The 24,307-nt window shown below is 60.7% G+C and carries 21 protein-coding genes; 6 read left to right on the top strand and 15 right to left on the bottom strand.

Features of this window, described 5'->3' with window-relative positions; genetic code table 11:
* Window positions 1–4 precede the first annotated feature (4 nt).
* The 5 genes from Q1A52_RS11495 to Q1A52_RS11475 form a co-directional block, all read right to left on the bottom strand.
* Window positions 5–754: an ABC transporter substrate-binding protein gene (locus Q1A52_RS11495; protein ID WP_300015150.1), complete on the bottom strand. Its 750-nt coding sequence runs from the start codon at window positions 752–754 to the stop codon at window positions 5–7.
* Window positions 755–956: 202 nt separating this feature from the next.
* A complete protein-coding gene (nth, locus tag Q1A52_RS11490) occupies window positions 957–1,565 on the bottom strand; it encodes a hypothetical protein (protein WP_300015147.1) in 609 nt (202 codons plus the stop codon).
* Window positions 1,566–1,779: 214 nt separating this feature from the next.
* Window positions 1,780–3,042, bottom strand: coding sequence for an FAD-binding oxidoreductase (locus Q1A52_RS11485; protein WP_300015143.1), 1,263 nt, complete (start codon window positions 3,040–3,042; stop codon window positions 1,780–1,782).
* Entirely contained in the window at window positions 3,043–5,256 is a 2,214-nt protein-coding gene (locus tag Q1A52_RS11480; RefSeq protein WP_300015141.1) for a TRAP transporter fused permease subunit, read from the bottom strand.
* Window positions 5,257–5,353: 97 nt separating this feature from the next.
* Window positions 5,354–6,364 carry a TAXI family TRAP transporter solute-binding subunit gene (locus Q1A52_RS11475; protein WP_195818332.1) on the bottom strand — a complete coding sequence of 337 codons (1,011 nt, stop codon included), beginning with the start codon at window positions 6,362–6,364 and terminating at the stop codon, window positions 5,354–5,356.
* Window positions 6,365–6,483: 119 nt separating this feature from the next.
* Here Q1A52_RS11475 and Q1A52_RS11470 point away from each other — a divergent pair, with 119 nt between their 5' ends.
* Complete coding sequence (locus Q1A52_RS11470; RefSeq protein ID WP_300015139.1) at window positions 6,484–7,425, top strand: LysR substrate-binding domain-containing protein; 942 nt, start codon at window positions 6,484–6,486, stop codon at window positions 7,423–7,425.
* A gap of 44 nt (window positions 7,426–7,469) precedes the next feature.
* Here Q1A52_RS11470 and Q1A52_RS11465 read toward each other — a convergent pair whose 3' ends face one another.
* The 4 genes from Q1A52_RS11465 to Q1A52_RS11450 all read right to left on the bottom strand — a co-directional run bounded on the left by Q1A52_RS11465 (window position 7,470) and on the right by Q1A52_RS11450 (window position 11,145).
* A complete protein-coding gene (locus tag Q1A52_RS11465; protein ID WP_300015136.1) occupies window positions 7,470–8,750 on the bottom strand; it encodes a TRAP transporter large permease in 1,281 nt (426 codons plus the stop codon).
* Between the two features lie 8 nt (window positions 8,751–8,758).
* Window positions 8,759–9,271, bottom strand: a complete 513-nt coding sequence (locus Q1A52_RS11460) for a TRAP transporter small permease (RefSeq protein WP_300015134.1) — start codon at window positions 9,269–9,271, stop codon at window positions 8,759–8,761.
* Window positions 9,272–9,336: 65 nt separating this feature from the next.
* A complete protein-coding gene (locus Q1A52_RS11455) occupies window positions 9,337–10,314 on the bottom strand; it encodes a TRAP transporter substrate-binding protein (RefSeq protein WP_300015131.1) in 978 nt (325 codons plus the stop codon).
* An 87-nt stretch (window positions 10,315–10,401) separates the two neighbouring features.
* Window positions 10,402–11,145 carry an SDR family NAD(P)-dependent oxidoreductase gene (locus Q1A52_RS11450; RefSeq protein ID WP_300015128.1) on the bottom strand — a complete coding sequence of 248 codons (744 nt, stop codon included), beginning with the start codon at window positions 11,143–11,145 and terminating at the stop codon, window positions 10,402–10,404.
* A 239-nt stretch (window positions 11,146–11,384) separates the two neighbouring features.
* Between Q1A52_RS11450 and Q1A52_RS11445 the strand changes: the two genes are divergently transcribed.
* From Q1A52_RS11445 to Q1A52_RS11435, 3 genes are all read left to right on the top strand, one after another.
* A complete protein-coding gene (locus Q1A52_RS11445) occupies window positions 11,385–12,065 on the top strand; it encodes a GntR family transcriptional regulator (RefSeq protein ID WP_300015125.1) in 681 nt (226 codons plus the stop codon).
* 266 nt (window positions 12,066–12,331) lie between these two features.
* On the top strand, window positions 12,332–13,234 hold the full coding sequence (locus Q1A52_RS11440) for an NAD(P)-dependent oxidoreductase (protein WP_300015122.1): 903 nt from the start codon (window positions 12,332–12,334) through the stop codon (window positions 13,232–13,234).
* On the top strand, window positions 13,231–14,097 hold the full coding sequence (locus tag Q1A52_RS11435) for a sugar phosphate isomerase/epimerase (protein ID WP_300015119.1): 867 nt from the start codon (window positions 13,231–13,233) through the stop codon (window positions 14,095–14,097). The genes Q1A52_RS11440 and Q1A52_RS11435 overlap by 4 nt, the downstream gene beginning before the upstream one ends.
* A gap of 129 nt (window positions 14,098–14,226) precedes the next feature.
* On the opposite strand, the gene katG is transcribed toward Q1A52_RS11435, so the two are convergent.
* Window positions 14,227–16,407 (bottom strand): catalase/peroxidase HPI, encoded by a 2,181-nt coding sequence (gene katG / locus Q1A52_RS11430; protein ID WP_300015116.1) that lies wholly within the window; start codon window positions 16,405–16,407, stop codon window positions 14,227–14,229.
* Between the two features lie 128 nt (window positions 16,408–16,535).
* Here katG and Q1A52_RS11425 point away from each other — a divergent pair, with 128 nt between their 5' ends.
* Window positions 16,536–17,426, top strand: coding sequence for a hydrogen peroxide-inducible genes activator (locus Q1A52_RS11425; protein ID WP_300015113.1), 891 nt, complete (start codon window positions 16,536–16,538; stop codon window positions 17,424–17,426).
* Here the strand turns inward: Q1A52_RS11425 and iolG are convergent.
* From iolG to iolD, 5 genes are all read right to left on the bottom strand, one after another.
* Window positions 17,423–18,409 (bottom strand): inositol 2-dehydrogenase, encoded by a 987-nt coding sequence (gene iolG / locus Q1A52_RS11420; protein WP_300015110.1) that lies wholly within the window; start codon window positions 18,407–18,409, stop codon window positions 17,423–17,425. The two genes, Q1A52_RS11425 and iolG, sit on opposite strands and share 4 nt — an antisense overlap.
* A complete protein-coding gene (locus Q1A52_RS11415) occupies window positions 18,403–19,242 on the bottom strand; it encodes a class II fructose-bisphosphate aldolase (protein WP_300015107.1) in 840 nt (279 codons plus the stop codon). The genes iolG and Q1A52_RS11415 overlap by 7 nt, the downstream gene beginning before the upstream one ends.
* A gap of 135 nt (window positions 19,243–19,377) precedes the next feature.
* Entirely contained in the window at window positions 19,378–20,220 is an 843-nt protein-coding gene (locus Q1A52_RS11410; protein WP_300015104.1) for a 5-deoxy-glucuronate isomerase, read from the bottom strand.
* A gap of 3 nt (window positions 20,221–20,223) precedes the next feature.
* Entirely contained in the window at window positions 20,224–21,210 is a 987-nt protein-coding gene (gene iolC / locus Q1A52_RS11405) for a 5-dehydro-2-deoxygluconokinase (RefSeq protein WP_300015101.1), read from the bottom strand.
* Window positions 21,210–23,072 (bottom strand): 3D-(3,5/4)-trihydroxycyclohexane-1,2-dione acylhydrolase (decyclizing), encoded by a 1,863-nt coding sequence (iolD, locus tag Q1A52_RS11400; protein WP_300015098.1) that lies wholly within the window; start codon window positions 23,070–23,072, stop codon window positions 21,210–21,212. Before iolD ends, iolC begins: the two co-directional genes overlap by 1 nt.
* A gap of 122 nt (window positions 23,073–23,194) precedes the next feature.
* On the opposite strand from iolD, the gene Q1A52_RS11395 reads away from it, so the two are divergent.
* On the top strand, window positions 23,195–24,298 hold the full coding sequence (locus Q1A52_RS11395) for a Gfo/Idh/MocA family oxidoreductase (RefSeq protein ID WP_300015096.1): 1,104 nt from the start codon (window positions 23,195–23,197) through the stop codon (window positions 24,296–24,298).
* Window positions 24,299–24,307: the final 9 nt, after the last annotated feature.

The raw sequence follows: 24,307 nt of genomic DNA, 5'->3' as shown, positions 1-24,307 counted from the left end.
GAGGCTAGTCCGCGCTATGCTTTTTCAGCAGCGCGTCCAGCGACCCATCGGCGCGCATATCGGCCAGCGCCGCGTTGAAATCCGTTACGATATTTGCGTGATCCGGTCGCAGCCGGGACACCGCCATGTGAATTTGCTGTTTGGTCAGGGCTGGTTCGAGAAACTCAAGTTGGTCCTCAAGGGCGTCGTCCGTGAGCTGCATGGAGTGCCGCACGACATGTGCGCTATCCAGGGTCAAATCGACACGCCCGGCGGCCACCATCTGCAGGCCCTGCAGGGTCGTGGTCACTTCGAATTTGTTGAGGTAGTCCGCATTGTCGAAGGCGGCTTCGTACAGAAATCCGGCACCGACCGCGATGACATAGGATTGCAAGGACTCCAGCCCGTCATAGGCGATGTCACTGCCTTTTTGCCGCACGAACTGAACCTGCGTTTCAAAGAACGGCTCGGAATAGAACACGGATTTTTGCATTTCCGCGTCGAGAAACAGGCTGGTAACGATATCGTACTCGCCGGATTTTGCGCCGCTGACCACGCGAGACCACGGCAGGATCGCCGTATCCACCTCATAGCCGGCACGCTCGAGCACGGCACGGGTCACATCGATGGAAATCCCACGTCCCGGCAATCCCTCCCCGGAAAAAGGAGGCCACTCATCCGCGACGACAAGGAGACGTTCCTCGGCAACTACAACGCCATTGCAAAAGACGAAAATTGCGATCAACCAGGCGCAGACGCCTTTTCCAATGGACACGAAATCTCACCTCTATCACCTGCAGGAGACCATGCACGTGATGGTCGGAAAATTCAAGTTGAGGTAGAAAGCCCCCCAAAGCCTTTTCGCCGGTTGAGCTTTTGTGACAACTCTTTGAAACCTGATCTCATCAGCCTGTCCGATATTTTTCCTCCCCACCACCATTCCGGTGAACACCTCACAAAGGGCTGGCTACCGGACGTTAGATCCGCCTGGTCGCGCGGTAGGTATCGCATAGATCGGCAAGACAGCAGCCGTGACACGTCGGCCATCTTGCCGGACATTGACGTTGCCCATGACGCTTTATCAATTGGTGATGGCTGTCCACGTTCGGCGCGCCCCATTGTTGCGGCAACAAGGGCGACAGCTGCTCGAACGCTTCAACCGTCCCCGCACGCTGACGGATCAAACCAAGGCGACGGGCAACCCTCAAGTGATGCGTGTCAATCACGAGGGCCGGTTTGCGAAGGGTGCTGAAGTTCAACACCGTCGCCGCCGTTTTCCGACCAACGCCGGGCAGTTGTTCCAGCCAATTCAGCGACGCGCTAACCGACATTGGTTTGAGCAGATCAAGCGTCAGGGCGCCTTGGCTGGCGGTCACCATCTGAAGGGCTGTCTTGAGCCTGCGCGCCTTCACCTCCGCAAAGGTCACAGGCGCGATCAGATGCCTGATCTCCTGCACCGGGGCATCCCGCAGGCTTTCCCAATCATGAAACCGTCCTTTGAGCGTGCAAAAGACGGATGTCGAAATATCTTCCCGCGTCTTGCCCCCGATAAGCCCCATGACAAGCTGTGAGACCGGGTCCAGCAACACGTGAGGGCCTTGAGGACCGTATTGCCTGCGCAGGCGTCGATGGATGGACAGCAGGCGGTCTTCCCGATTATCTGGAATCAAGGATAGCTGCATGTGCCGCAGCGTAACAAAAATAGAACAAAACATGAACTAAATTCTCGCCTGACGAGAGTTCCTGCCTGTTGCCCGCGACCAAATCAGTGGGTTGAAAACGTGGCAGGAAGGGCTGAATTCACTTTGTCCGCACGGGGCACCGTAAGAAAAAGCGTTCAGCCCCCAATGCCTTGACATCCGCATTTGACGCCCGACCGATCACCATGTCCGCCAGCAATTCGCCTGACTTCGGCGCCATCATCAAGCCGTAGTGCGAATGTCCAAAATTCAGAAACAACCCTTGTTTTTCCGGCGCTTCGCCCAAAACCGGCAGGCTGTCGGGAAAGGACGGACGGTGCCCCATCCAGAAGCTTTCCACACCCGTGTTCAGGTCGGGAAAGGCGGCTTTCGCCAGCTTGCGCAACTGCCCGCGTTTTCGATCATCAGGTGGGGCGTCAACCGGTGCGAATTCGGCTTGCCCGGCGATCCGGACACCTGCCTCCATACTGCTGGCAACCAGTTTCGCATCGACATCCATCACCGAGTTCCGGATCTCGATCCCCGGCTGCGCGAATTCCAGATGGTAGCCGCGCTCGGCCATCAGCGGCATCCGAAGACCAAGGGGCGCCAGGAGGTCGGCGCTCCAAGCCCCCATCGCCACGACGACCCGAGCGGCAGCATGTGTGCCGCCATCACAGACAATCTGCCAGTCACCGTCCGACCTGTTCAGCTTGCGAACATTGTCCGAAACGAAATCAACCCCAAGGCCCCGGGCCTTTTCTGCAAGAACACGTCCGATCCGCCCCGGAGAGAGCGCGCGCGCCTGATCGTGGATCAGGACTGCCGCGTTGAAGTCAGGGCTGAGTGCCGGTTCGGTGGCCTGCAGCGCCTCCGATCCCACCAATTCAAGATTGGCCCCTTTCTCCTGCCGGATCGCGTAGTCGAGAGACTTGAGGTTGGCCCGGCTCCCGTCTCTGAACGCATGTACGTAAATGCTGTCCTTGATAAGACTTTCCGCGCCCGTCCCCTGCAGGTGCCGCCGGTAGAGATCAATAGAGGGCGCGCAAAGCACCTCCATGACATCCGCCGTTGCCCGCACCCGGGCTTCGCTGGCCTGCCGCAAAAACCGCAAGCCCCAAGGGATCATTTTCGGCAAGGCGGCAGACCGGATCGAGAGCGGTGCCGCCCGCCCGAACATCAACTGCGGGATTTGCCGCCACACCCCGGGCATGGATTGCGGAATGACCGACCAGGGCGAGATAATGCCAGCGTTGCCGAAAGAGGTCTCCTGCCCAGGCTCCCCGCGATCAATGATGCGCACCGCAACGCCGCGCTCCGCGAGAGAGAGCGCCGTGCAGATACCGATGATACCTGCACCCAGAATGATGACCGGTTGATCCATTCAGCTTGCCGCTTTCACTCCACGCCGCGCCTTCAGTTGCGTGACGATCACGGGCGACGCAACGATCAGCGCCACCAGATCGGCCTGCAACGAAGGCGCAATGAAAATCAGCCCGGCAATGGCCAGCAACCAGCGGAACGCGATGTTCACCGGGGCCAGCCAGTAGCCGACGACGGCAGAGGACAAGGCGATCACCCCCGCCATGCAACTGGCCGCCGTATAGGTGAACTCCCACAGATCGAAACCGGTCGACGAGACAAAGAGCAGCACCGGCGCATAGACAAAGGCCATGGGCGCCACAACCTTGCCCAACCCAAGGGTGAAGGCGGAAATCCCCGTGCGGAACGGGTTGGAATTCGCGATGGCTGCGGCGGCGTAGGCCGAGGTGCAGACCGGGGGCGTGATTTCAGCGACAACCCCGTAGTAGAGCACGAACATATGGCTCGCGATGGGAGGAACGCCCAGTTGCGCCAGCGCAGGCTGCGCCACGGACACAAGCATGATGTAGAGCGCGGTGGTCGGCACCCCTGCCCCCATCAGGATGCAGGCCAGTGCGATAAAGACCAGGCTGATGAAGAGCGTCAGGTCTTCGACGGAAAACAACTCATAGGCCCCAAAGGTAAAGAGCCACGCGATGTCATTGCCCAGATTTGAAGCGGCCTGCGTCACCATGAAACCGATGCGGAACCCAACGCCGGTGGTGTTGATCACGCCGATCACGATGCCAACCGCCGCCGAGGCGGCACCGACGGCCAGCGCGTATTTCACGCCGGTCTCGAAGGTGTCGCCCATCTCCGGCAGGGAAATGCGGCGTTGGGGGTTGAGCGTGGCCACGACTGCACCAAGAATGAGGATGGCGGACATGGGGATATCAAAGCCACCGCCGCCCTGTTTCCAGAGGACGAAGCCGATGAAAGCTGCGGCGTAGATCAGCGTCACCGGCTCTTTCACACGGCTCATGCCCGCGATGATCGCCAGCGAGATGCCGCAGAAAGCCGACATATAGGGCGTATAGCCTGAAAAGAGCACCACCAGCAGGCCGACCAGCGGCACGATATTTGCCCAGCCGTCGCGCCAGACCGCGCGCATTTTCGGCAGCGCGTCTTTGGTCAGCCCCTGCAGGCCCAGCTTGCGCGCCATCAGATGCACAACAGTGAACACGCCGACATAGTGCAGCAGTGCGGGGAAGATCGCGGCAATGACGATGGTAGTGTAGGGAAGCTCCAGGAACTCCGCCATGATGAAGGCCGCAGCGCCCATGATCGGCGGGGTGATCTGGCCACCGGCGGAGGCGGCAGCCTCGACGCCACCGGCAAAGTGACCGGGATAGCCCAGCCGTTTCATATTCGGGATCGTCAGCGCGCCCGTTGAAACCGTATTGGCCACCGATGAGCCGGAAATCGTGCCAAAGAAGGCCGATGATACGACGGACACCTTGGCCGGTCCGCCCGTGTAGCGGCCAGCGAGAATAGTCGCATTGTCGATGAAAAGCTGCCCCAGCCCGGTGCGCTGCGCGATCACGCCGAACAGCACGAAATGAAAGACGATTGTAGAGACAACCCAGAGCGTAACACCAAAGATGCCTTCCTGCGGGAAGTACATTGAGGAAACGAAGGTGTTGAATTTCACACCCGGGTGCTGGAGCAGGCCGGGAAAATACGGGCCAAGCAGCGCGTAGGAAATGAAGATGCTGATGATGAAGGGCAGTATCCACCCCAGTGTGCGCCGCGCGATATCGAGCACCAGCAAGATCAGGATGCAGCCGAACAGCAGGTCGTAACCGTTGGGATTGCCCATGCGAAAGGTCATTTCCTCCACGCCCAGCACCCCGATCCCGCGCCAGGCCAACCCCAGATAAAGCGCAGAGGCGACACCCAGAACCATCAGAATGATATCGAGGTAGGGCACCCCCCCAAGGCGCAGCGCGCCGGTGTTAAGATCAAAGGAGGTTGGGGTTTTGACCATCGGATAGAGCGCATAGGTCAGGATGAAGAGCCCCGACAGGTGCCAGCCCATGTGCCAATAGTCCGGCGGCAGGGCGAAACCGGCCGTCAGATAGTGATAGACCGCAAAGATCAGCGCCACGTAGCGCAGGACCTTGCCAAAGGCCGGTGTAACCGACCGCGTGGCCGCGCCCTCATCGTATTTCTCTTCAATGGCGGCCAGTTCTGCTTGGGAAAGGTCGCGCACGGCTTCGGACTGCTGATCGCTCATCTGGCGTCCCCTGTCGTCATGTGGTGCAGGTCATCCATCGGGCGGCGGACAGGTGTCGCCCGCCGCCCGTGCTCTGGTAAGGCTGGAAGAGGAGACCTTACTTCAGAAGTCCGGCTTCCCGATAGAATTTCTCGGCGCCCGCGTGTAGCGGCACACCAAGTGCGGCGATGCCATCAAGCGCAGTATCCGGCGTGATCTGCTTGCCCTTGGCATGACCATTGTCGAGAAGTTTGCGTGTGTTGTCGTTCCACATCGCTTTGGTGATGCCATAGACCAGTTCTTCCGAAAGGTCCGAGGACACGATCAGCAAGGCGGAGACCGCCGGCGTTTTCACGTCGTAATCCACGCCCTCATAGACACCCGCGGGGATTTTCGACGGGATGTAAGCCGGAATGATCTCATTGATCTTGGCCAGATCTTCGTCGCTGAAGCTGTGCAGCTCCATGCCCTTGGTCGTGGAAAGCTGCACCATCGCGGAGACCGGCCAGCCCGCGGCGTAGAAATAGGCGTCAAGCTGCCCGTCCGCCAGACGTTCCGCGGACTGACTGTTGTTGAGCTCCGCCTCGTCCATGTTGTCGCGGGTGACACCCCATTCTGCCAGCATCTGCTCGACGGCAACCTGGGTGCCGGATCCGGCCTGGGCAATCCCGACCCGTTTGCCCGCCAGATCAGCCAACCCACCGAGCGAAGCGCCCTTTGGCATGACGAGGTGCAGGTCTTCGGGGAAGAGGTTGGCCACAATCCGCAGTTTGGGATGGGGTTTGCCGTCAAACTTGCCTTCGCCCAGATACATCGACCGGGTCACGTCCGCCGCGGCAAGCCCGGCTTCCAACTCGCCATTCTCCACTGCTGTGTTGTTGAACACCGACGCGGTCGTCGATTGCGCAATTGCGATCAGACCGGGCACGCCGCATTGGCCACCTTCATCACAGGCGCGCGATCCCGGAGGCGCGGAAATGCCGTTGGCGATTGTGCCGCCAATGGGGAAATAGGTGCCCCCTGCACTGCCGGTCCCGATCCGAAAGAACGTCGGATCCTGGGCGACCGCCGTTCCGGCTGCCAGGGTCGTCGCGAGGGCAACGCCCGTAAGCTTTGAAAATACCTTCATTACATTCTCCCATGTAGCTGACTTCTAAAACGAGTCATGCAGGGCAGCGTAGCCAATCCAAAAATAAAGGCAAATTTGAATATCTTTTCTTTCCATAGAATTTAGTTATGTATTTCCTTATGAATATTTCACAGATTTCAGCCTTTCAGGCGGTCATGACATCGGCCTCCCTGTCGGATGCGGCCAAGAAACTTGGCCGGACGCAGCCCGCCGTCAGCGCCGCCATCAAGACGCTGGAAGACCAGTTGGGCCTTCAGCTCTTTGACCGGCAGGGGCGCAAGCTGGTCCCCGTCCCGGAGGCGCACTACCTGCTGACAGAAACCGATGCGATCCTGAGCCAGCTGTCCCGCGTTCGCCAGACCATGCGCAGCCTTGTCGATGGACAAACCGGCAATCTGAGCGTTGCCGCCATGCCGGGGCCTGTCTCCGTCCTGTTTCCCCGGTTCATTGCCACCCAGATCAAAGGGGATGCGGGCATCACCGTATCGATCCTTGCGCGCAGTTCGAACCAGATCGCCGAACTTGCCCGCGCGCAGAACATCGACTTTGGATTTGCCGATGCGCCGCAAAACACCGAAGCGCAAAGCCTCTACAATGCCGAGTTCATTACAGCGGAGTGTTTTCTGGCCATGCCATCAGATCACCGTTTGGCAGAGCGGGATGTCGTATCCCTCTCTGATCTCGATGGGGAACCGATGGGTTGTCTACAGGCCAATCACGCCCACCAGCAGGACCTGCAAGGCATGTTCAGGGCACGTGATCTGACCTTTCGAACCATGGTGGAGAGCCAGACCTTCCTGCCCATCCTTCAATTTGTCTCCGCCGGGCAATGCTGTTCCATTCTGGACCCGCTCACCGTGGTACATGTGAAAACTGCCGGTGCGATGACAGAGCACATTCAGGTGCGCCCTCTTGCCGAAAAAATCCGCTATCGCTACGCCATTATCGCGCCGCGCTACCGACCGGCGTCCGTGCTGGCAAACAAGATGCGCGATGCCTGGCGTCAGGAAGTCATGACACTGCTGAGCGACGTCGGATCAGACCCGCGCATGGAGATGTAGCGCAAACCCTGACAAGAGCAGTCCCCGATCGCCACCGACAAACGTCACCCCAGGATGGATGGCAGGGTCATCGACACCGCCGGAAAGAATGTCGTCAGCATCAGCGCCACGAGGATCGCAAAGTAGAAGGGCCAGATCGTACGCACGGCGACCTCCATCGGCAGCTTGCCGACGGCGCAGCCGACGAAGAGACAGGACCCGACAGGTGGGGTGCAGAGACCAAGCCCGAGGTTCATCATCAGGATCATGCCAAACTGCAGCGGGTCAATCCCAAGGCTGTGGGCCACCGGCAGGAAAATAGGCGTGCAGATCAGGATCAGCGCCGCCATATCCATGATCATGCCCAACACCAGCAGGGACAGGTTAACCAGCAACAGGATGATGATCGGGTTGTCGGTCAGCGCCGTCAGGAAATCCACCGTCTGCTTCGGCACGCGGAAAAAGGTCAGCATATAAGCGAAAGCGCCCGCGCAGGCGATCAGGATCATCACCATCGCCGTGGTGCGCACCGCCTGCAAGACGGCGATGCAGAAGTTGTCCCAGGTGATCGTGCGGTAGACCAGCAAAGTGATGACAAAGGCGTAGATCGCGCCGAAGGCCCCGGATTCGGTCACCGTGAAGACGCCTGACAAAACGCCACCGACGATGATCACGGCGGTGAAAAGTCCGGGCAGCGCAAAGATGAAACTCAACGCCAGGGCGGTCCAGCCGGGGAAGGTCTCTGCCGCATACCCCCGCCGCACGGCGACCACATAGGCGGCCAGGGCAAGGCAGATACACATCAGGATGCCCGGCACCACGCCTGCCAGAAACAGCTTGGAGATTGAAATGCCGCCGCCCGCCGCCACGGCGAAAATGATCATATTGTGGCTGGGCGGGATCATGATGCCCGCAATGGAGGAGGTGACCGTGACGTTCACCGCGTAATCCGTGTCGTAGCCCTTTTCCTTCATCACCGGGATGAGGATCGAGCCCAAGGCGGAGATATCGGCCACAGCGGAGCCGGAAATGCCGCCGAAAAGCATGGAGCTGAAGACGTTCACAATGCCCAGCCCACCCCGGACAGCCCCGACGGCAGCGGAGGCGAACCGCACCAGTCGGATGGCGATGCCCCCATGGAACATCAATTCGCCCGCAAAGATGAAAAACGGGATGGCCAGCAGGGAAAAAACGTTGATGCCGGAGACAATGCGCTGAAACCCGATCATCAGCGGCAGCCCCTCCCACCAGAAGGCGGCGATGGCCGAAATGCCCAGGGCAAAGGCGACAGGCGCGCCGATCAGAACACAGAAGGCAAAGATGCCAAGCAGAATGGTAAGTCCCATCAACGCGCCTATTCAATCGTGTCTTTGCGGAGATCTGCGCCGCGCAGGATGCGCGTCAGATGCCCCAGAGAGAAGAGAAAAATCAAACCGCCCGACAGGGTCAGCGGCAAGGACCGCAGCCCTTCGGGCAGTTGCAGCATCGGGATCAGCGACCCCCATTTGAAGAGGGTAAGCTGCGCGCCATACCATGCCATCAGCAGACCAAACCCGCCCATGATGCAGTCTGTCATCACGGCCAGCACCTGCCGGATTTTGCGCGGCACGGAGGTGCGCAGAATGGTGACGGAGAGATGTGTATTCTCATGGATGCCGACGGCAGCGCCCAGAAAGGCGATGGTCATGACCAGCAAAAAGGCCACCTGTTCGACCCAGGTCGGCGTGGCGTTCAGCACGTAGCGGCCAAAAACCAGCCAGCCGAAGATCACGGTCAGCGTCACAAGCGCGATGCCAGTGACGAGCTTGCAGGCGTGGCTCAAACGATCCAGGGCCGCGTCAAATAGGGCCCATTTTTGGCGCGACATCTCGATGATCCCCCGTGCTTTCCCCGCCCGGCACCCATGCGCCGGGCGGGGAAGTATGCTTCTTTTTATTCGGTGTTCTGGATCAATTCGACCAGGCCGCGCAGGTCGGGATTGGCCTCGAGATAGGCTTCGTAGACCGACGCCATGGCTTCCTGAAACGGAACCTTGTTCGAGATTTCGTTGAACTTGACCCCGGCTGCCATAACCTTTTCCTGGCTGGCGGCTTCGCGTTCCTTCCAAAGCTGGCGCTGAAGCAAGGCAGCTTCTTGCGCAGCGTCCTTGACCGCCGCCTTCATTTCGTCGGACAGGCCATCGTAAACGGCCGTGTTGATGCACAGACACTCGGGAATGATCAGGTGCTGGCTGAGCGAATAGTAGCCCGCCACCTCGAAATGCCCCGTGGCCTCGTAGGACGGCCAGTTGTTTTCGGCGCCATCAACAACACCGGTTTTCAGCGCCTGATACACCTCACCAAAAGCCATCGGCGACGGGTTACCGCCAAGGGCCGAAATCATGCCGGTGAAAAGATCGTTGTTCATCACACGAACCTTGAGGCCGGTCACATCCGCCGGTGTCTGGATCGGTTTCTGGCTGTAGAAGGACCGTGCACCCGCATCGAACCACGACAGCGGCACGAGACCTTTTTCGGCCATGCCTGCCGCAATGGCTTCGCCGCCCTCGCTTTCAAGAACGCGGAACATGTGGTCCACGTCCTTGAAGATGAACGGCAGGGAGACGACATTGGCGGACGGCGCAATCGGGCCGATCGGACCAAGGTTGAAGTTGCCGATTTCCAGCCCGCCGATGCGCACCTGCTCGATCCCGTCAGGTTGATTGCCCAGCGTGCCGCCGTGGAACATCTGCAGCGTGATCTCGCCGCCGGTCTTCTCTTCCAGAAGTTCCGCGAATTTATCCATCGCGACGGTGTTCGGATAGCCATCCGTATGGATGTTCCAGCCCCGCCAGTTCTCAGCCTGTGCGGCGGTGGCCATCAGGCCGACAAGGCCCAGCGTGCCCATGGTTTTGGTCAAGCGCGTAAACATATATCTTTTCCTCCCTATTGCGCGTGATCGGTCTTTGGTCGTTTGCGGCGCCCCTCCCGGGCGGACGCGGCCTCTGCCGCGTCTGCGTTATGAGAACAGCGTCCCGCCGTTGATGTCGATGTTCGTGCCGGTGATGAAGGCCGCCTCTTCCGAGGCCAGATAGGCCACGAGGTTGGCCACATCCTCCGGCGCACCCTCGCGTTTCAGGGGCGTCACGTTGGCCACGTGGCTGCGCACCTCGGGCTTGGTAAAAACATTGTGGAAATCGGTGTCGATCATGCCGGGGCAAATGGAGTTTACCCGGATGTCGGGTCCAAGCTCCTTTGCCAGCCCGCGGGTCATTGTCATCACGGCCCCCTTGGCCGCGCCATAAGCAACAGCGCCCGGACCACCCCCGTCGCGCCCTGCCTGACTGGCCAGCCCGATGATCGAGCCACCGCGCCCCATGTGGGGCAGCACCGCCTTGACCGCATGAAAGAAGGAGGTGGCATTCAGGTCCATCACCCGGTGCCAGTGGTCGATATCCATTTCCGGAATCGCCTTGCGGGCAACCAAGCCGCCGGTCACATGCACAAGGATATCGATACCATCCCCGAAAGCTTCGCGGGTCTCGGCGACCAGCGCGCCGACATCTTCTTCCCGTGTCATATCCCCTTGCAGCGCGATGGCTTTACCGCCCATGGCTTTTATGTCCCTGGCTGCGCTGTCTGCCCCTTCGGACGAGCTGTGGTAGTTGATGGCAACGGACGCTCCTGCCGCAGCAAGACGCAGCACACATGCCCGACCAATATCACGCCCGCCGCCCGTGACGATGGCCGTTTTGCCAGTCAAGTTCCGGGAGCTGGTGGGGGATGTTTCGGGCATATTCATTGCAGTTTTCCAACATAAACAGGATCGATATGCAGACTAGTATACCAGTTTTTCGAACCGGTCAAACACGAATTCTTTCGCATCTGCAGCATAAAACTATGTAAATATGCTGGATTTCACCTAGATCAGTCAGAGTATATGCCTTTTCTCTCTGAAACTGGTATGGTAACCAGTTGTTCAGACGACAAAGGAATAACGGTTTGCAAAATCCAACAACCGCGGAACGGCGGACCAGCGCGGATGAGGTCTTTGATTTTCTCCACGGTCAGATCTCCGCGCTAAAGCTCATGCCCGGCACACGCATTTCAGAAGTCGAAATCGCCAAACGCTTTGACATGTCGCGCCAGCCTGTCCGGGAAGCTTTTATCCGGCTGGCAAATCAGAATCTCATTCAGATTCGCCCCCAGAAGGCGACTATTGTCAGGGGGTTTTCCTACGAAGCCATCCAGCGGTCACGCTTCATCCGCCTTGCCGTGGAATGCGAAATCATCCGCCGGGCCTGTGCCGAGGCGGACGACGCGGATCTCAAACGCCTGCGCCGCAGCCTTGAGCAGCAAGCGGACGCCGTCGCGCGCAATGACATCGAGCGGTTCCACGCGTTGGACTATGAGTTTCACAAAACGCTGTGTGCCGCCGCAAGATGTGTTTTTGCCTTCAAGACGATCACGGAAAACAAGGCCATGGTGGACCGGCTTTGCCTGTTGAGCCTGACGCAGGCTACAGAGATGGACAAGCTGCTGGCGGACCATCGCGAGATCGTTGATCATCTGGAAGCACGTGATGAGGACGGCGTTGTGACTGCGATCCAGATGCACCTGTCCCGGCTTGATGATGTCATCACCAGCATCCGGAAATCGCACGCTACCTACTTCGAAGACTGAGCGCGAATCCTCAAATTCCTGCCACTGCATCTAACAACAGCGCTCCCAGCAGGAATTCGCCACCCGACGATCGGGCAAAGCGCTTGCTTGCAAAATCAGAATTTCCGAGGCTAGCTCTAAGGACGTAACCGGGCAGCGGGGTGTCTTCCGGACTCGCCCGACGTCACCATGACGCGTGAAATCCCCGTGAAACCGGCCCCTCTGCAGGGGGCTTTTTCGAACGCCGCATCAATGTCTCAATGCGGAAAAAAACGGGAGTTTTTCACATGAAAACCACGGGCGTCATCGGCATTGGCGACATGGGCAGCGGGCTTGCAAAGAACCTGCTGAAAGGCGGATTTTCAGTCACCGGGATCGACCCGGTCAAAGACCGGATGAGTGCTTTCACCGATATGGGCGGGGTCGCTGCGGCATCGGTTGCGGAGGTGGCCCGAGCTGCGGAGGCGGTCTTTGTCATGGTCATGAGCGGCGATCAGGCGAAGTCGGTCATCCTGGGGGCGGACGGGCTGGCGGCGCATCTCAAGCCTAGCAGCGCCATTCTGCTCAGCGCTACGATCAAGCCGCATGAGGCGCGCGAGATCGGGCAGGAAATGTCGGGATCGGGCGTGCATCTGATAGATACGCCGGTCTCCGGGGGGTTTCCGGGTGCGCAAGGCGGCACGCTGACGATGATGGCTGCAGCGCCTGATGCGGTGCTGGATAAATTTGCCCCGGTCATGCAGGCGGTCTCGGCCAACATCCACCGCGTCGGCACCCGACCGGGGGAGGGCCAGACGGTCAAAGCCTGCCTGCAATCCCTGATCGGCGCACAGTTTGCGGCGACCTTCGAAGCGGCAGCACTGGCGGCCAAGGCAGGCGTGCCGGGCCAGGTGCTGTTGGATGTCTTCTCGACCTCCTCGGCGGGCTGCGGCGTCGTGAACAACGCGCTGGAAAAGATCATTGATCGTCAGTTCGAAGGCACCGGCAGCCACATCAACACGATGCACAAGGATCTGACCATCTCGATGGGTTTGGGGGAGGAACTGGGCGTGCCGCTGCACACGGCAAGCGCCGCCATGCAGATTTTCCATGCAGGGCGCACCCGGTATCCCGATGGCGACAACTGGGTCTGCACGCGCGTGATCGAAGAGATCGTTGGCGCCGAACTTCACCGACAGGCCAAACCATGAAGCTTGGGGTGATCTGCGACGGCATCAGCAGGGATCTACGCCATGCGGTGAATGTCATGGATGAGTTTGGGCTCGACTACGCGGAACTGCAATTTGTCGGTGACACCGAAGTGGGCGATCACACCGCTGCCGAAGTGCGCGAGATCAATGCCCTGCTGCGGGATCGCGGCAAACCGGTCTCCTGCCTGTCGCGGCATATCTTTGCGGGCATGTCGGCCGAGAACCGCGCCGGGGACGCGCTTCACACCCGGCATATGGACGCGCTGAAGCGGGTGATCGAGATGGCCCATGTGGTCGGCGCCCCGCTGGTGCGGATCATGACCCAGCGCAAGGAGCAGATCCTCTGGGGCCACAACGGCGCGGAGAAATGGAATGTGGCGCATGGCGCCTGGGACAGCATGCCCCCGTTGATCGCGCCCGCGGTGGAGCTGGCACGGGCGGAAGGGGTGACGTTGGTGGTCGAGACCGGCAACGGCACGCTGGTCAATTCAAACTACACCGCACGCAAACTGATCGACGCGCTTGATGCCAGAGACGCGCTCAAGGTGCTTTGGGATCCCGGCAACAACTGCTGGTGCCATGAGGTCGCCTATCCCGATGGCTATGCGGAGGTGAAAGACGGCTATCTGGGGCACGTGCATATCAAGGACGTGCTGGTCGATACCCCGCGTGCAACCCTCGAGGTGCGCAAGATGGGTGAGGGTCAGCTTGGCCCGCTCTTCCCGCAGATCGCCGCCGCGCTCCGGGCGGACGGGTATGACGGTGTGATCTCATTTGAGAGCGTGTTTCATCCCGGCAATGGGGATTTCGAGGCGGGCTTTCGACAATGCATCACACATTTCAAAGAGGTGTTCGGCGAATGACCTCAGCCGCAGGTAGGTGATCGCACCCACACGTGCCCTCTGCTGGCGCTGACGCATGCCTGACGTGTCAGCGCCCAATAAGATGCGCCGCCTCACAGAGACGGCGCATCACGGTTTTCACATCGTCGATCAGTTCAGATCGAAGCGATCCAGGTTCATCACCTTGGTCCAGGCGGACACGAAGTTTTCGACAAAGGCGTCTTTCGCATCATCCTGCGCGTAGGCTTCAGCCAGCGCCCGCAATTGCGAGTTGGACCCGAACACCAGATCGACGCGGGTGCCTGTCCATTTCACGTCACCGCTGGCCAAATCGCGTGCTTCGTAGAGGCCCGGCGATCCTTCAACAGGCGCCCACGCGAGGTTCATGTCCAACAGATTTGTGAAGAAGTCCTGCGTCAACTGGCCGACGCGGTCCGTGAACACACCATGCGTAGCGCCATCCGCATTCGCTCCCAGAACACGCAGACCACCCACCAGAACTGTCATTTCCGGCGCCGTCAGGGTCAGCAGTTGCGCGCGATCCACCAGCATTTCTTCGGCAGAAACCGAATACTCCTGCGGCTGATAGTTGCGGAACCCATCTACGCGCGGCTCCAGCACAGCGAAGCCTTCCGGGTCGGTCTGTTCCTGCGTGGCGTCCACACGGCCCGGGGTGAAGGGCACGTCGATGTCGTGACCTGCCTCCTTGGCCGCCTTCTCGACCGCAGCGGAGCCCGCCAGCACGATCAGGTCAGCCATGGAAACAGATGCGGCAGACGCCGACTGAATGCCTTCGAGCACGGACAGTACCTTGGCCAACTGGTCAGGTTGGTTCACCTCCCAGTCTTTCTGCGGCGCAAGCCGGATGCGGGCACCGTTTGCGCCCCCGCGGAAGTCCGACCCGCGATAGGTCGAGGCCGACGCCCAGGCCGTGGAGACCATCTCCGGGATCGTCAGATCAGACGCCAGAATTTGCGCCTTTAGGTCTGCGATATCCGCTGCCGTCAGAGGCCCGCCTGTCGCTTCGGGCAGCGGGTCCTGCCAGAGGAACTCCTCTTGCGGCACTTCTTCACCGAGATACCGGGATTTCGGCCCCATGTCGCGGTGAATGAGCTTGAACCACGCCTTGGCAAAGGCATCGGCGAACTCTTCGGGGTTGGCCATGAAGTGGCGCGAGATTTTCTCGTAGGCCGGGTCCATGCGCATCGCCATGTCTGCGGTGGTCATCATGATATGCGTCTTGCCCGCATTATCGGCGGTCGGCGCCATATCCTCGTCCTTGAGGTTCTTGGCCTGCCACTGGTGCGCGCCTGCCGGGCTCTTGGTCAGCTCCCAGTCATACCCGAAGAGCACGTCAAAGTAGGACATGTCCCAGGTTGTCGGTGTCGGCGTCCAGGCACCTTCGATCCCACTGACGGTCGCATCGACGCCAAAGCCGCTGCCATGGGTGTTTTTCCAGCCAAGTCCCATCTGTTCGATGGGCGCGCCCTCCGGTTCCGCACCTACCAGACCGGCATCGCCGGCCCCGTGCGCTTTGCCGAAGGTATGGCCACCTGCTGTCAAGGCCACGGTTTCGTAGTCGTCCATTCCCATGCGGGCGAAGGTTTCACGGATATCGCGACCGGATGCGACCGGATCAGGATTGCCGTCCGGACCTTCCGGATTGACGTAGATCAGACCCATCTGCACCGCAGCCAGCGGGTTCTCCAGCTCCCGATCCCCGGTGTAGCGCTTGTTGCCGAGCCATTCGTCTTCCGCCCCCCAATAGATGTCCTCTTCGGGCTCCCAGACGTCTTCGCGGCCGCCACCGAACCCAAATGTTTTGAACCCCATCGATTCCATCGCCACATTGCCAGTGAGCACCAGCAGATCAGCCCAGGAAATCTGGTTGCCGTACTTCTGCTTGATCGGCCAGAGCAGACGGCGCGCCTTATCCAGACCGCCGTTGTCCGGCCAACTGTTCAGGGGCGCATAGCGTTGCGACCCGGTGGAGGCCCCGCCCCGGCCATCGCCGGTCCGGTAGGTGCCCGCCGCGTGCCAGGACATGCGCACGAACATCGGGCCGTAATGCCCATAGTCCGCCGGCCACCACGGCTTGCTATCCGTCATCAGCGCGGTCAGGTCTTTCTTGAGCGCCTGATAGTCGAGGGACTTGAATTCTTCCGCATAATCGACCGTGCCGCCAAAGGGGTCCGTCTGAGGGCTGCTTTGGTTCAGGATCTTGAGGTTCAACTGGTTTGGCCACCATTGCCGGTTGCCCTGCACTTCGTTCGTTGCATGAATGCTTGTGCCATGCATCACGGGGCATTTGCCTATATCGTTGCCGTCCATTGTATCTCCGATCGGGGTTGATGTGGGTTAAATTCCGGGTGCCACAGCGCGTGCGGTCGCGCGTAGAATAACAGAGTCGACCCATACATTGAATTTGAAATTTATTATGGCAGTGATAACTTCATCCTATGGAAAACTTCACGATCAGGCAGCTGCGATACTTTGAAGCCGTCGCCCTGCATGGGCATTTTGGCCGCGCGGCAGAAGCGTGCTCGATCTCCCAGCCCGCGATTTCCGTGCAAATCAAGGAGTTGGAGGAAACTCTTGGCCAACTGCTCTTTGAGCGGCACGCGCGGCACATACGCCTGACATCTTTCGGCGAAGAGTTTGCCCAGCGGGTCCGGCCGATACTGCGTTCTATCGATGACCTGTCGGACCTCGCACGCGCGTCCCAGGCCGGGCTGATCGGCAAGCTGCGCTTGGGCATCATTCCCACCGTCGGACCCTACCTTTTGCCCCGGCTGGTTGCCGATCTGAACGTCGCCTACCCCCGGCTTGATCTGCGCATCCGGGAGACACAAACCGAAAACCTGATCTTCGATCTGTTGGGCGGGCAACTGGATGTGGCGCTCGTTGCCCTGCCGATCTCGGAGCCTGGCCTGACCGAAGTTCCCCTGTTCAACGAAAGTTTTGTCCTGGTGCGCAGCCTGTCGGACGCAGAAAAGCCAGTGCCCAGCAGCGAAACCCTCAGCAAAATGCGTCTTTTGCTTTTGGAAGAAGGGCATTGCTTTCGGGATCAGGCGCTGGCCTTTTGTGGTACCCCGTCCAACCTGCCGCGCGAAAGCATGGAGGGCAGTTCGCTCTCCACGCTGGTGCAGATGGTGGCCAGCGGCCTCGGCGTGACACTGATCCCCGAGATGGCGGTGGCGCTTGAAACCCGTTCCGCAGATGTCTCTGTCGCGCACTTCAAACGGCCCGAACCCACCCGCACCATTGGCATGGTTTGGCGGAAATCGACGCCGCTGGCCGATCAGTTGACCGATCTGGCAGGCCGGGTAAAGCAAACGGTGACCGGCTAAAGCTTCACGGGCTGGCCCGTCGCCCACGATTGACTGGCGGCGTCTGCCAACATCTGGGCGCGCAGCCCGTCAGTGATGCCAGGAGAGAGCGCCGTCTCATCACGGACCGCTGTCACAAAGTGCTGCATCTCAGCCAGGTACGCCGCCTCGTAGCGTTCAAGGAAGAAGTGTTTGGCAGGTGCTGTAGCAAAGCCTCGCGCGGTGGCGGTCTCAATGCTGTGCTCCTGAACATTCGCGGCACGCAGCATGCCGCCTGACCCATGCACCTCAATCCGCTGATCGTAACCGTATGTCGCCCGGCGGGAATTGCTGATCTGGCAAATCCTACCGCTGGCGGTGGTGAGCGTGACAGCGGCGGTGTCGGCGTCCCCTGCAACGCCGATCTCCGGATCGATCAGGGCCGCACCTACCGCGAAGACCGTTGTCGGTTCCTCGCCCAGAAGGAACCGTGCCATGTCGAGATCATGGATCATCATGTCGCGGAAAATCCCACCGGAGCTTGTGATGTAGCTGACAGGTGGTGGCGACGGGTCGCGCGACAGGATCGTTACGATCTCGGCGTCGCCAATGTCGCCTGCGGCGAGGCGCGCTTGCAAATGCGCAAAGTTCGGGTCGAACCGTCGGTTGAAGGCGGTCATGAAGGGCACGCCCGCCGCCTCGACCGCTGCGATACAGTCGCGGATGCGGTCGGCGGACATGTCGATGGGCTTTTCGCAGAAGATCGCCTTGCCCGCTTTGGCCGCCGCTTGGATCAGGTCGTAATGCGTGTCCGTCGGGGTACCGATGACCACAGCGTCCACATCCGCGCTGGCAATGAGCCCGGCGCTGTCCAACACCTGTGCGCCGGTCTTTGCGGCAAGCGCTTCTGCAGCTGCGGGCACCGCGTCCGAGACAGCGCTGACCCGCACGCCGTCGAGCCGGTCGATGGAGCCAGCGTGCACAACGCCGATGCGTCCACAGCCCAGGATGCCGATGTTCAGCATTGATCTTCTCCCTTGAAACCGCGCAGCACGGCGCGCGTGGCCGCAACCAATGGGTCGTGCGTGTCCTTGAGTATCTGTACGCGGTCAAAGCGGCTGGGGTGACTGTTGACGGCCTCGCGCAGCGCGTCTCCAAAGGCCATGCGCAGCTCGGTCCCGATGTTGAATTTGCAGATGTTGGAGGTGCGCGCCAGATGCTGGCGCTGTGCCATGGGCACGCCGGAGCCGCCGTGGATGACGAGTGGCGTGTCGGTGATCTCTTCGATGGCACGGATACGTGGCTCATCAAGGCCGCCATCCTTGTTTTCCTGCAGGTGCACGTTGCCGACAGAGATGGCCATGGCGTCGACATGGGTCGCTCTCGCGAATTCTGCGACCTCGTCGGGGTTGGTGCCCGCCGAGCTTTCACCATCGGCATAGCCGACAAAACCAATCTCCCCTTCGCAGGAGATGCCCGCGCTGTGGGCCATTTCCGCAATGGCGGCAGTCTCATCGATGTTCTGTTGCAGCGGCAGGCGGGAGCCATCGAACATCAGTGACGTGAAGCCGCTCTCGAGGGCCTCGCGACACTCGTCCGCCGTATAGCCGTGGTCGAGATGGGCCACGACGGGCACGCTGGAGCCTTCGGCGAGGTGAAGGAACATCTTGCCGAGCACTGGCAAGGGCGTGTGCTCACGACAGGAGGGGCCGGCTTGCAGAATTACCGGCACGCCTTCGGCCTCGGCGGCCGCCACATAAGCGCGCATGTCCTCCCAGCCGAGAGTGACAAGGCCCGCGATGGCGTGGCCGCCCTTGAGCGCAGGTTGCAGGACATCGGAGAGGGTGACGAGGGGCATTTTCGAACAGTGCGTTGAGGGCGGTCCTCGACCGCGGGTGGGGGTGAAGCCCCCGCCCAGGGGGGGCGGTCGGGGGCTGCCCGGCGGTGCCGCCGGGCGTGGTGCGTAACTACAGTCGATTCGCTGGAGACCGGGTCACTTGAACTTGGCCACCATGTCCTTGATGCCGGGGATCGTCTCAATCTGATAGGCATGGGTCGGCTGGAAGAACTGCACAAGGCTCCGCTGGCTGAGCCCGCCGAGGATGGTGAAGTAATACATCTCGTACCCCGGCATCACAGCACAGGGGTGATACCCCTTGTCGATGCAGATGGTCGAGCCATCCATCAGCTGGTAGGCATCGCCCGGCTTGCCCTCCTCGCGCTGCAGGATCTGCACGCCCGAGCCGTGGTTGGGCCGGAAGCGGAAGTTATAGGTCTCATCATGGCGCGTCTCGTGCGGCAGGTTATCCGTGTCGTGCTTGTGCGCGGGAAAGCCGGACCAGCCGCCCTGCCCCACTGTAAAGAGCTCAGACACCAGCAGCCGGCCCACTTTGCCATGCTGTTTCTGGCCGAGGATGTGCTTGATCTTGCGGTGCGTCTTGGTGTCATCGGAGCCGTATTGCACCTTGTCGAGCTCGGGCACGCGCACATCGAAGGGCTCCAGCACCTTGTCGTATTTTGCGCCGGCGATGAAGGTCTCGGTCGCCTCGGAGGTGCAGGTCATGCGGACCTTGGCGCCAACGGGCACATAGGCGCCCTCAGGTTCGCCGTCCCAGACATCGATGCCGCGATTGCCAAGCGCGGCGAAGGACACACCCTCGACCTCCACATCGACGGTGCCGGTGGCGGGCACGATACAGGTCTCATAGCCCGGCACCTGATACTCAAAGCTCTGGCCCTTCTCCAGCTTGACGATGTTGAAGTAGTTCAGCGGAACGGTTGGGTCACCCGCATTCACGATGGGTGTATTCTGGTTGTCGTGCGGGGCTATGTGCATGGGTTATCCTTCCTGGGCCGCTGTCGGGCCGGGGTGAGCGGCGAGAAACGCCTCTAGTTCATCGGTGTCGGGCATAGCGGGAGAGCAGCCGGGCTTGGCCACGACGACAGAGGCGCAGGCGGAGCCACGCAGGACCGCCTCCTTCAGCGGGCGCCCTTTGGAAAGGCTGGCCAGCAGCCCGGCCATGAAACTGTCGCCTGCGCCGGTCGGTTTCACCGCCTCGACAGGGTAGATGCCAGTACGGGTCTCGGTGCCATCCGCGAAGGTGATCGCGCCTTTGGGGCCCATCTTGTAGATCACCATTTGGGCGCTGGTCTCGGCGAGCGCGCTTGCCTTGGCAAGGCCTCTGTCGATGTGACCAGCCATGAAGCCGAATTCCTCGTCATTGCCGACGATCACATCGGCCATCGCGCCCGCCCGTGTTAGCACCTCTTCAGCCTCTGCCGCCGAGGGCCAGCTATAAGGGCGGTAGTCAATGTCAAAGAGGATCGGCAGGCCCGCCTCCTTGGCCTTGTCAAAGGCACGGAAGGCGGCACTTCGGGAGGGTTCAGCCGCGAAGACTGTACCCGCAGTGATGACGGCACCGTAAGCGGTGAAGTCTATGGCGTCGATGTCGGCAGCATCCATCTGGAAATCAGCCGCATTGTTGCGGTAGATGACGGATTGGTGCTCTTCGATGCGGGTCTCGTATACCGCAAGCGACGTGCGGTATTCACCGCGCACCCGCTTCACATAACTGCGGTCGACGCCGTAGTGATCGAGCTGCCCTTCGCAATACCAACCGACCGCATCATCCGACACCGCCGTGACCAATGCGGCCTTGCAGCCCAATTTCACCAGACCGGCGGCGGTGTTGGCGGCAGACCCGCCCATGCCCACGCGCATCACCGTGGCGTCGCGGGTGCGGGTGCCCGGCGGATCAGGGAAGAAATCCATCCCGACCCGGCCGACGACCAGGAAATTGCCAGTAGCAAGCGCGTCCTGCAGCATCAGATGCCCCTTCGCTGGCGAACACGCGCGCTTTCCCATTCGGCGTGGGCCGCGCGCACCTTCTCCGACGTCGAGACATGCGGCGTGCCGCATTCCCACCAGGTGTGGCCCTGGGTGGTCCAGCCTTCGTAAGCGTCGACTTTCATGACGATTACGGTGGTCTTGTCAGCGGCTTGGGCGCGTTTGAACGCCTCAGCCAGTTCGTTGGGATTTTGAACGGTTTCGGCATTGGCACCCATGGAGGCAGCATGCGCCTCGAAGTCCACGGCAAAGGGCTCCGGCACTGTGGGGCAATCGGCGATGAGGTTATTGAAGCTTTCGTTGCCGGTATTGTTTTGCAGCTTGTTGATCACCGCAAAGCCGCCGTTGTCGAGCAGGAGGATGATCAGCTTTTTGCCCGTGAGCACCGAGGAGTAGATGTCGGAGTTCAGCATCAGATAAGAGCCATCGCCGCAGAAAGTGATCGTATCGCGCTCCGGCTCGCGTTGGGACTGGGCGATGCGCGCGCCCCAGGCGCCCGCGATTTCATAGCCCATGCAGGAAAAGCCGAATTCGACGTCCACGGTGCCCGGATCGAGCGTGCGCCAGTTGGCTGTGACCTCCGCAGGCAGACCGCCCGCAGCCGCTACAACCCGGTCGCGCGGATCACAGAGCGCGTTCACCACGCCGATGGCCTGGGCATAGGAGTTGGGGCGGTTGTCGCCATAGGAGACGTTGTCGGCCACGTAAGCATTCCATTTTGTCCGCTCGGATTGCGCGTGCTCGACCCACTCACCGGGCGCGGTATAGCTGTCGAGTGCCTCACCCATTGCTGTCAGCCCCAGTTTGGCATCGCCCACCACCGGAAGAGAGCGGTGCTTGCCCGCGTCGTGGCGACCTGCATTGAGCGAGATGAACCGCGCGTCTTTGGCAAAGGCCGTCCAGGAGCCGGTAGTGAAATCCTGCAGCCGTGTACCCACGGCGAGGATCACATCCGCCCGCTCGGCAATGGCATTTGCGCTATCTGATCCGGTTACACCGATGGGTCCAATGTTCAGCGGGTGCGTGTCAATCAGGTTGGCCCGGCCCGCAATGGTCTCGACCAAGGGAATCTGATGCGCTTCGGCAAAGGCTGTCAGCTCGGCCACAGCGCGGGAATACTGCACCCCACCCCCGGCGATGATCATCGGGCGTCTGGCGGTTTTCAGCAGCCCGGCGGCATCCACGATTTCGGCGGCGTCCGGTGTTTGACGGCGAATGCGATGCACGCGCTTTTCGAAGAATTCGTCGGGGTAGTCAAAGGTCCAGCCTTGCACGTCCTGCGGCAAGCCGATGAAGGCAGGGCCGCAATCCGCTGGATCGAGCAGTGTGGCCAGGGCTGCGGGCAGCGACTGGATGATCTGCGCGGGATGGGTGATCCGATCCCAGTACCGGCTGACTGATTTGAATGCATCATTCACACCGAGGGTCGGGTCGTGGAAATGCTCCATCTGCTGCAGCACCGGGTCCGGCAGGCGCGTGACATAGGTATCGCCACAGAGCAGCAGCAGCGGCAGACGGTTCGCATGGGCCAGCGCCGCCGAGGTCACCAGGTTCGATGTTCCCGGTCCTGCAGACGCGGTGCAGAACATGAACCGTTGGCGCAGCCACTGCTTGGCGTACCCTGCCGCGGCAAAGCCCATGCTCTGCTCGTTCTGACCGCGATAGAGCGGCAGAGTGTCCCGCACATTATAGAGCGCCTCGCCCAGACAGGGCACATTGCCGTGGCCGAAAATGCCAAAGCCGCCCCCACAGATCCGCATTTCGACGCCATCGATTTCGATAAACTGATTGTCGAGCCATTGGATGATGGCCTGCGCGGTGGTCAGGGTCTGAGTGGTCATGGATACAGAGGTCCTTCGGGCGATTATTGCGACCAGATCATTTCGCGGCTTGAACAGCTTCGACTCTCACGATACTAATTTTGCAACCGGTTGCAAACGGATTCTCAAAAAAGGACGCGCCGATGGCTGAGATTGGGATAGGCATCGTCGGTGGCGGCTACATGGGCAAGGCCCATGCGGTCGCGATGTCAGCTGTTGGCGCGGTGTTCGACACAGCACTCAGGCCGCGGCTGGAGATGGTCTGCGCCAGTTCTCCTGCCAGCGCAGAGCGGTACCGCGCAGCATTCGGTTTCGCCCGTGCGACCGATGACTGGCGCTTGCTGGTTTCCGATCCGGCCATCGAGGCCATCGTGATCGCCAGTCCGCAAGACACCCACCGCGCCATTGCCGAAGCCGCTTTTGCGCTTGGCAAACCGGTGTTCTGCGAAAAACCACTGGGCGCGTCATTGGAAGACAGCCGCGCGATGGTGGCCGCCGCCGCAGCATCCAGTGCCCCAAACATGACCGGTTTCAACTATATCCGTACGCCCGCCAGCCAATACGCGAGGGCTTTGATTGCCGACGGTGTAATCGGCGACGTGACGTGGTTCCGGGGGGAACACACCGAGGATTTCCTGGCCAATCCGCAAACGCCCGCGTCCTGGCGTACCGACGGGGGTGCCAACGGCACCATGGGGGACCTCGCGCCGCATATGATCAACGCAGCCCTTGCCCTGCTGGGGCCCATTGAGCGGTTGATTTCCGAAGTCGAGACGGTTCACGCGACCCGCCCCGGCGGCGCGGTGACCAATGACGATCATGGCCAGATGATGTGTCGCTTTACAGGCGGCGCAATGGGGCAAATGTACTTTTCGCGCATCTCGACTGGGCGCAAGATGGGGTATGCCTATGAGATCATCGGGACAAAGGGGGCCATTCGGTTTGATCAGGAAGATCAGAACGCGCTATGGCTCTATCGTGCCGAGGGGCCGGAGGCGACGCGGGGGTTCACCAAGATCCTGACCGGCCCGGCCCATCCTGACTACGAACCCTTCTGCCAGGGGCCAGGGCATGGCACCGGCTATCAGGACCAAATCATCATCGAGGCCCGCGATTTTCTGCGGGCCATTGAGACCGGGCAGCCGGTTTGGCCAACGTTCAAGGACGGTATGGAGGTGAACCGCGTGATTGCCGCGGCCATGGCGTCTTCTAAAGACAAAACCTGGAAAGAGATTTCCGACTTCTGACCCAAGAAA

This window comes from uncultured Roseobacter sp. (assembly GCF_947488185.1).
GTDB lineage: Bacteria > Pseudomonadota > Alphaproteobacteria > Rhodobacterales > Rhodobacteraceae > Roseobacter.
The sequence above is the reverse complement of the archived record's forward strand: the minus strand, read 5'-3'. Positions and strand labels throughout refer to the sequence as shown.

Excerpts from the sequence above, each read along its gene's own strand:
- Q1A52_RS11485 (WP_300015143.1), bottom strand. The coding sequence starts at position 3,042 with ATGGATCAACCGGTCATCATTCTGGGTGCAGGTATCATCGGTATCTGC.
- Q1A52_RS11480 (WP_300015141.1), bottom strand. The coding sequence starts at position 5,256 with ATGAGCGATCAGCAGTCCGAAGCCGTGCGCGACCTTTCCCAAGCAGAA.
- Q1A52_RS11475 (WP_195818332.1), bottom strand. The coding sequence starts at position 6,364 with ATGAAGGTATTTTCAAAGCTTACGGGCGTTGCCCTCGCGACGACCCTG.
- Q1A52_RS11470 (WP_300015139.1), top strand. The coding sequence starts at position 6,484 with ATGAATATTTCACAGATTTCAGCCTTTCAGGCGGTCATGACATCGGCC.
- Q1A52_RS11465 (WP_300015136.1), bottom strand. The coding sequence starts at position 8,750 with ATGGGACTTACCATTCTGCTTGGCATCTTTGCCTTCTGTGTTCTGATC.
- Q1A52_RS11460 (WP_300015134.1), bottom strand. The coding sequence starts at position 9,271 with ATGTCGCGCCAAAAATGGGCCCTATTTGACGCGGCCCTGGATCGTTTG.
- Q1A52_RS11455 (WP_300015131.1), bottom strand. The coding sequence starts at position 10,314 with ATGTTTACGCGCTTGACCAAAACCATGGGCACGCTGGGCCTTGTCGGC.
- Q1A52_RS11440 (WP_300015122.1), top strand. The coding sequence starts at position 12,332 with ATGAAAACCACGGGCGTCATCGGCATTGGCGACATGGGCAGCGGGCTT.
- Q1A52_RS11435 (WP_300015119.1), top strand. The coding sequence starts at position 13,231 with ATGAAGCTTGGGGTGATCTGCGACGGCATCAGCAGGGATCTACGCCAT.
- katG (WP_300015116.1), bottom strand. The coding sequence starts at position 16,407 with ATGGACGGCAACGATATAGGCAAATGCCCCGTGATGCATGGCACAAGC.
- Q1A52_RS11425 (WP_300015113.1), top strand. The coding sequence starts at position 16,536 with ATGGAAAACTTCACGATCAGGCAGCTGCGATACTTTGAAGCCGTCGCC.
- iolG (WP_300015110.1), bottom strand. The coding sequence starts at position 18,409 with ATGCTGAACATCGGCATCCTGGGCTGTGGACGCATCGGCGTTGTGCAC.
- Q1A52_RS11415 (WP_300015107.1), bottom strand. The coding sequence starts at position 19,242 with ATGCCCCTCGTCACCCTCTCCGATGTCCTGCAACCTGCGCTCAAGGGC.
- Q1A52_RS11410 (WP_300015104.1), bottom strand. The coding sequence starts at position 20,220 with ATGCACATAGCCCCGCACGACAACCAGAATACACCCATCGTGAATGCG.
- iolC (WP_300015101.1), bottom strand. The coding sequence starts at position 21,210 with ATGCTGCAGGACGCGCTTGCTACTGGCAATTTCCTGGTCGTCGGCCGG.
- iolD (WP_300015098.1), bottom strand. The coding sequence starts at position 23,072 with ATGACCACTCAGACCCTGACCACCGCGCAGGCCATCATCCAATGGCTC.
- Q1A52_RS11395 (WP_300015096.1), top strand. The coding sequence starts at position 23,195 with ATGGCTGAGATTGGGATAGGCATCGTCGGTGGCGGCTACATGGGCAAG.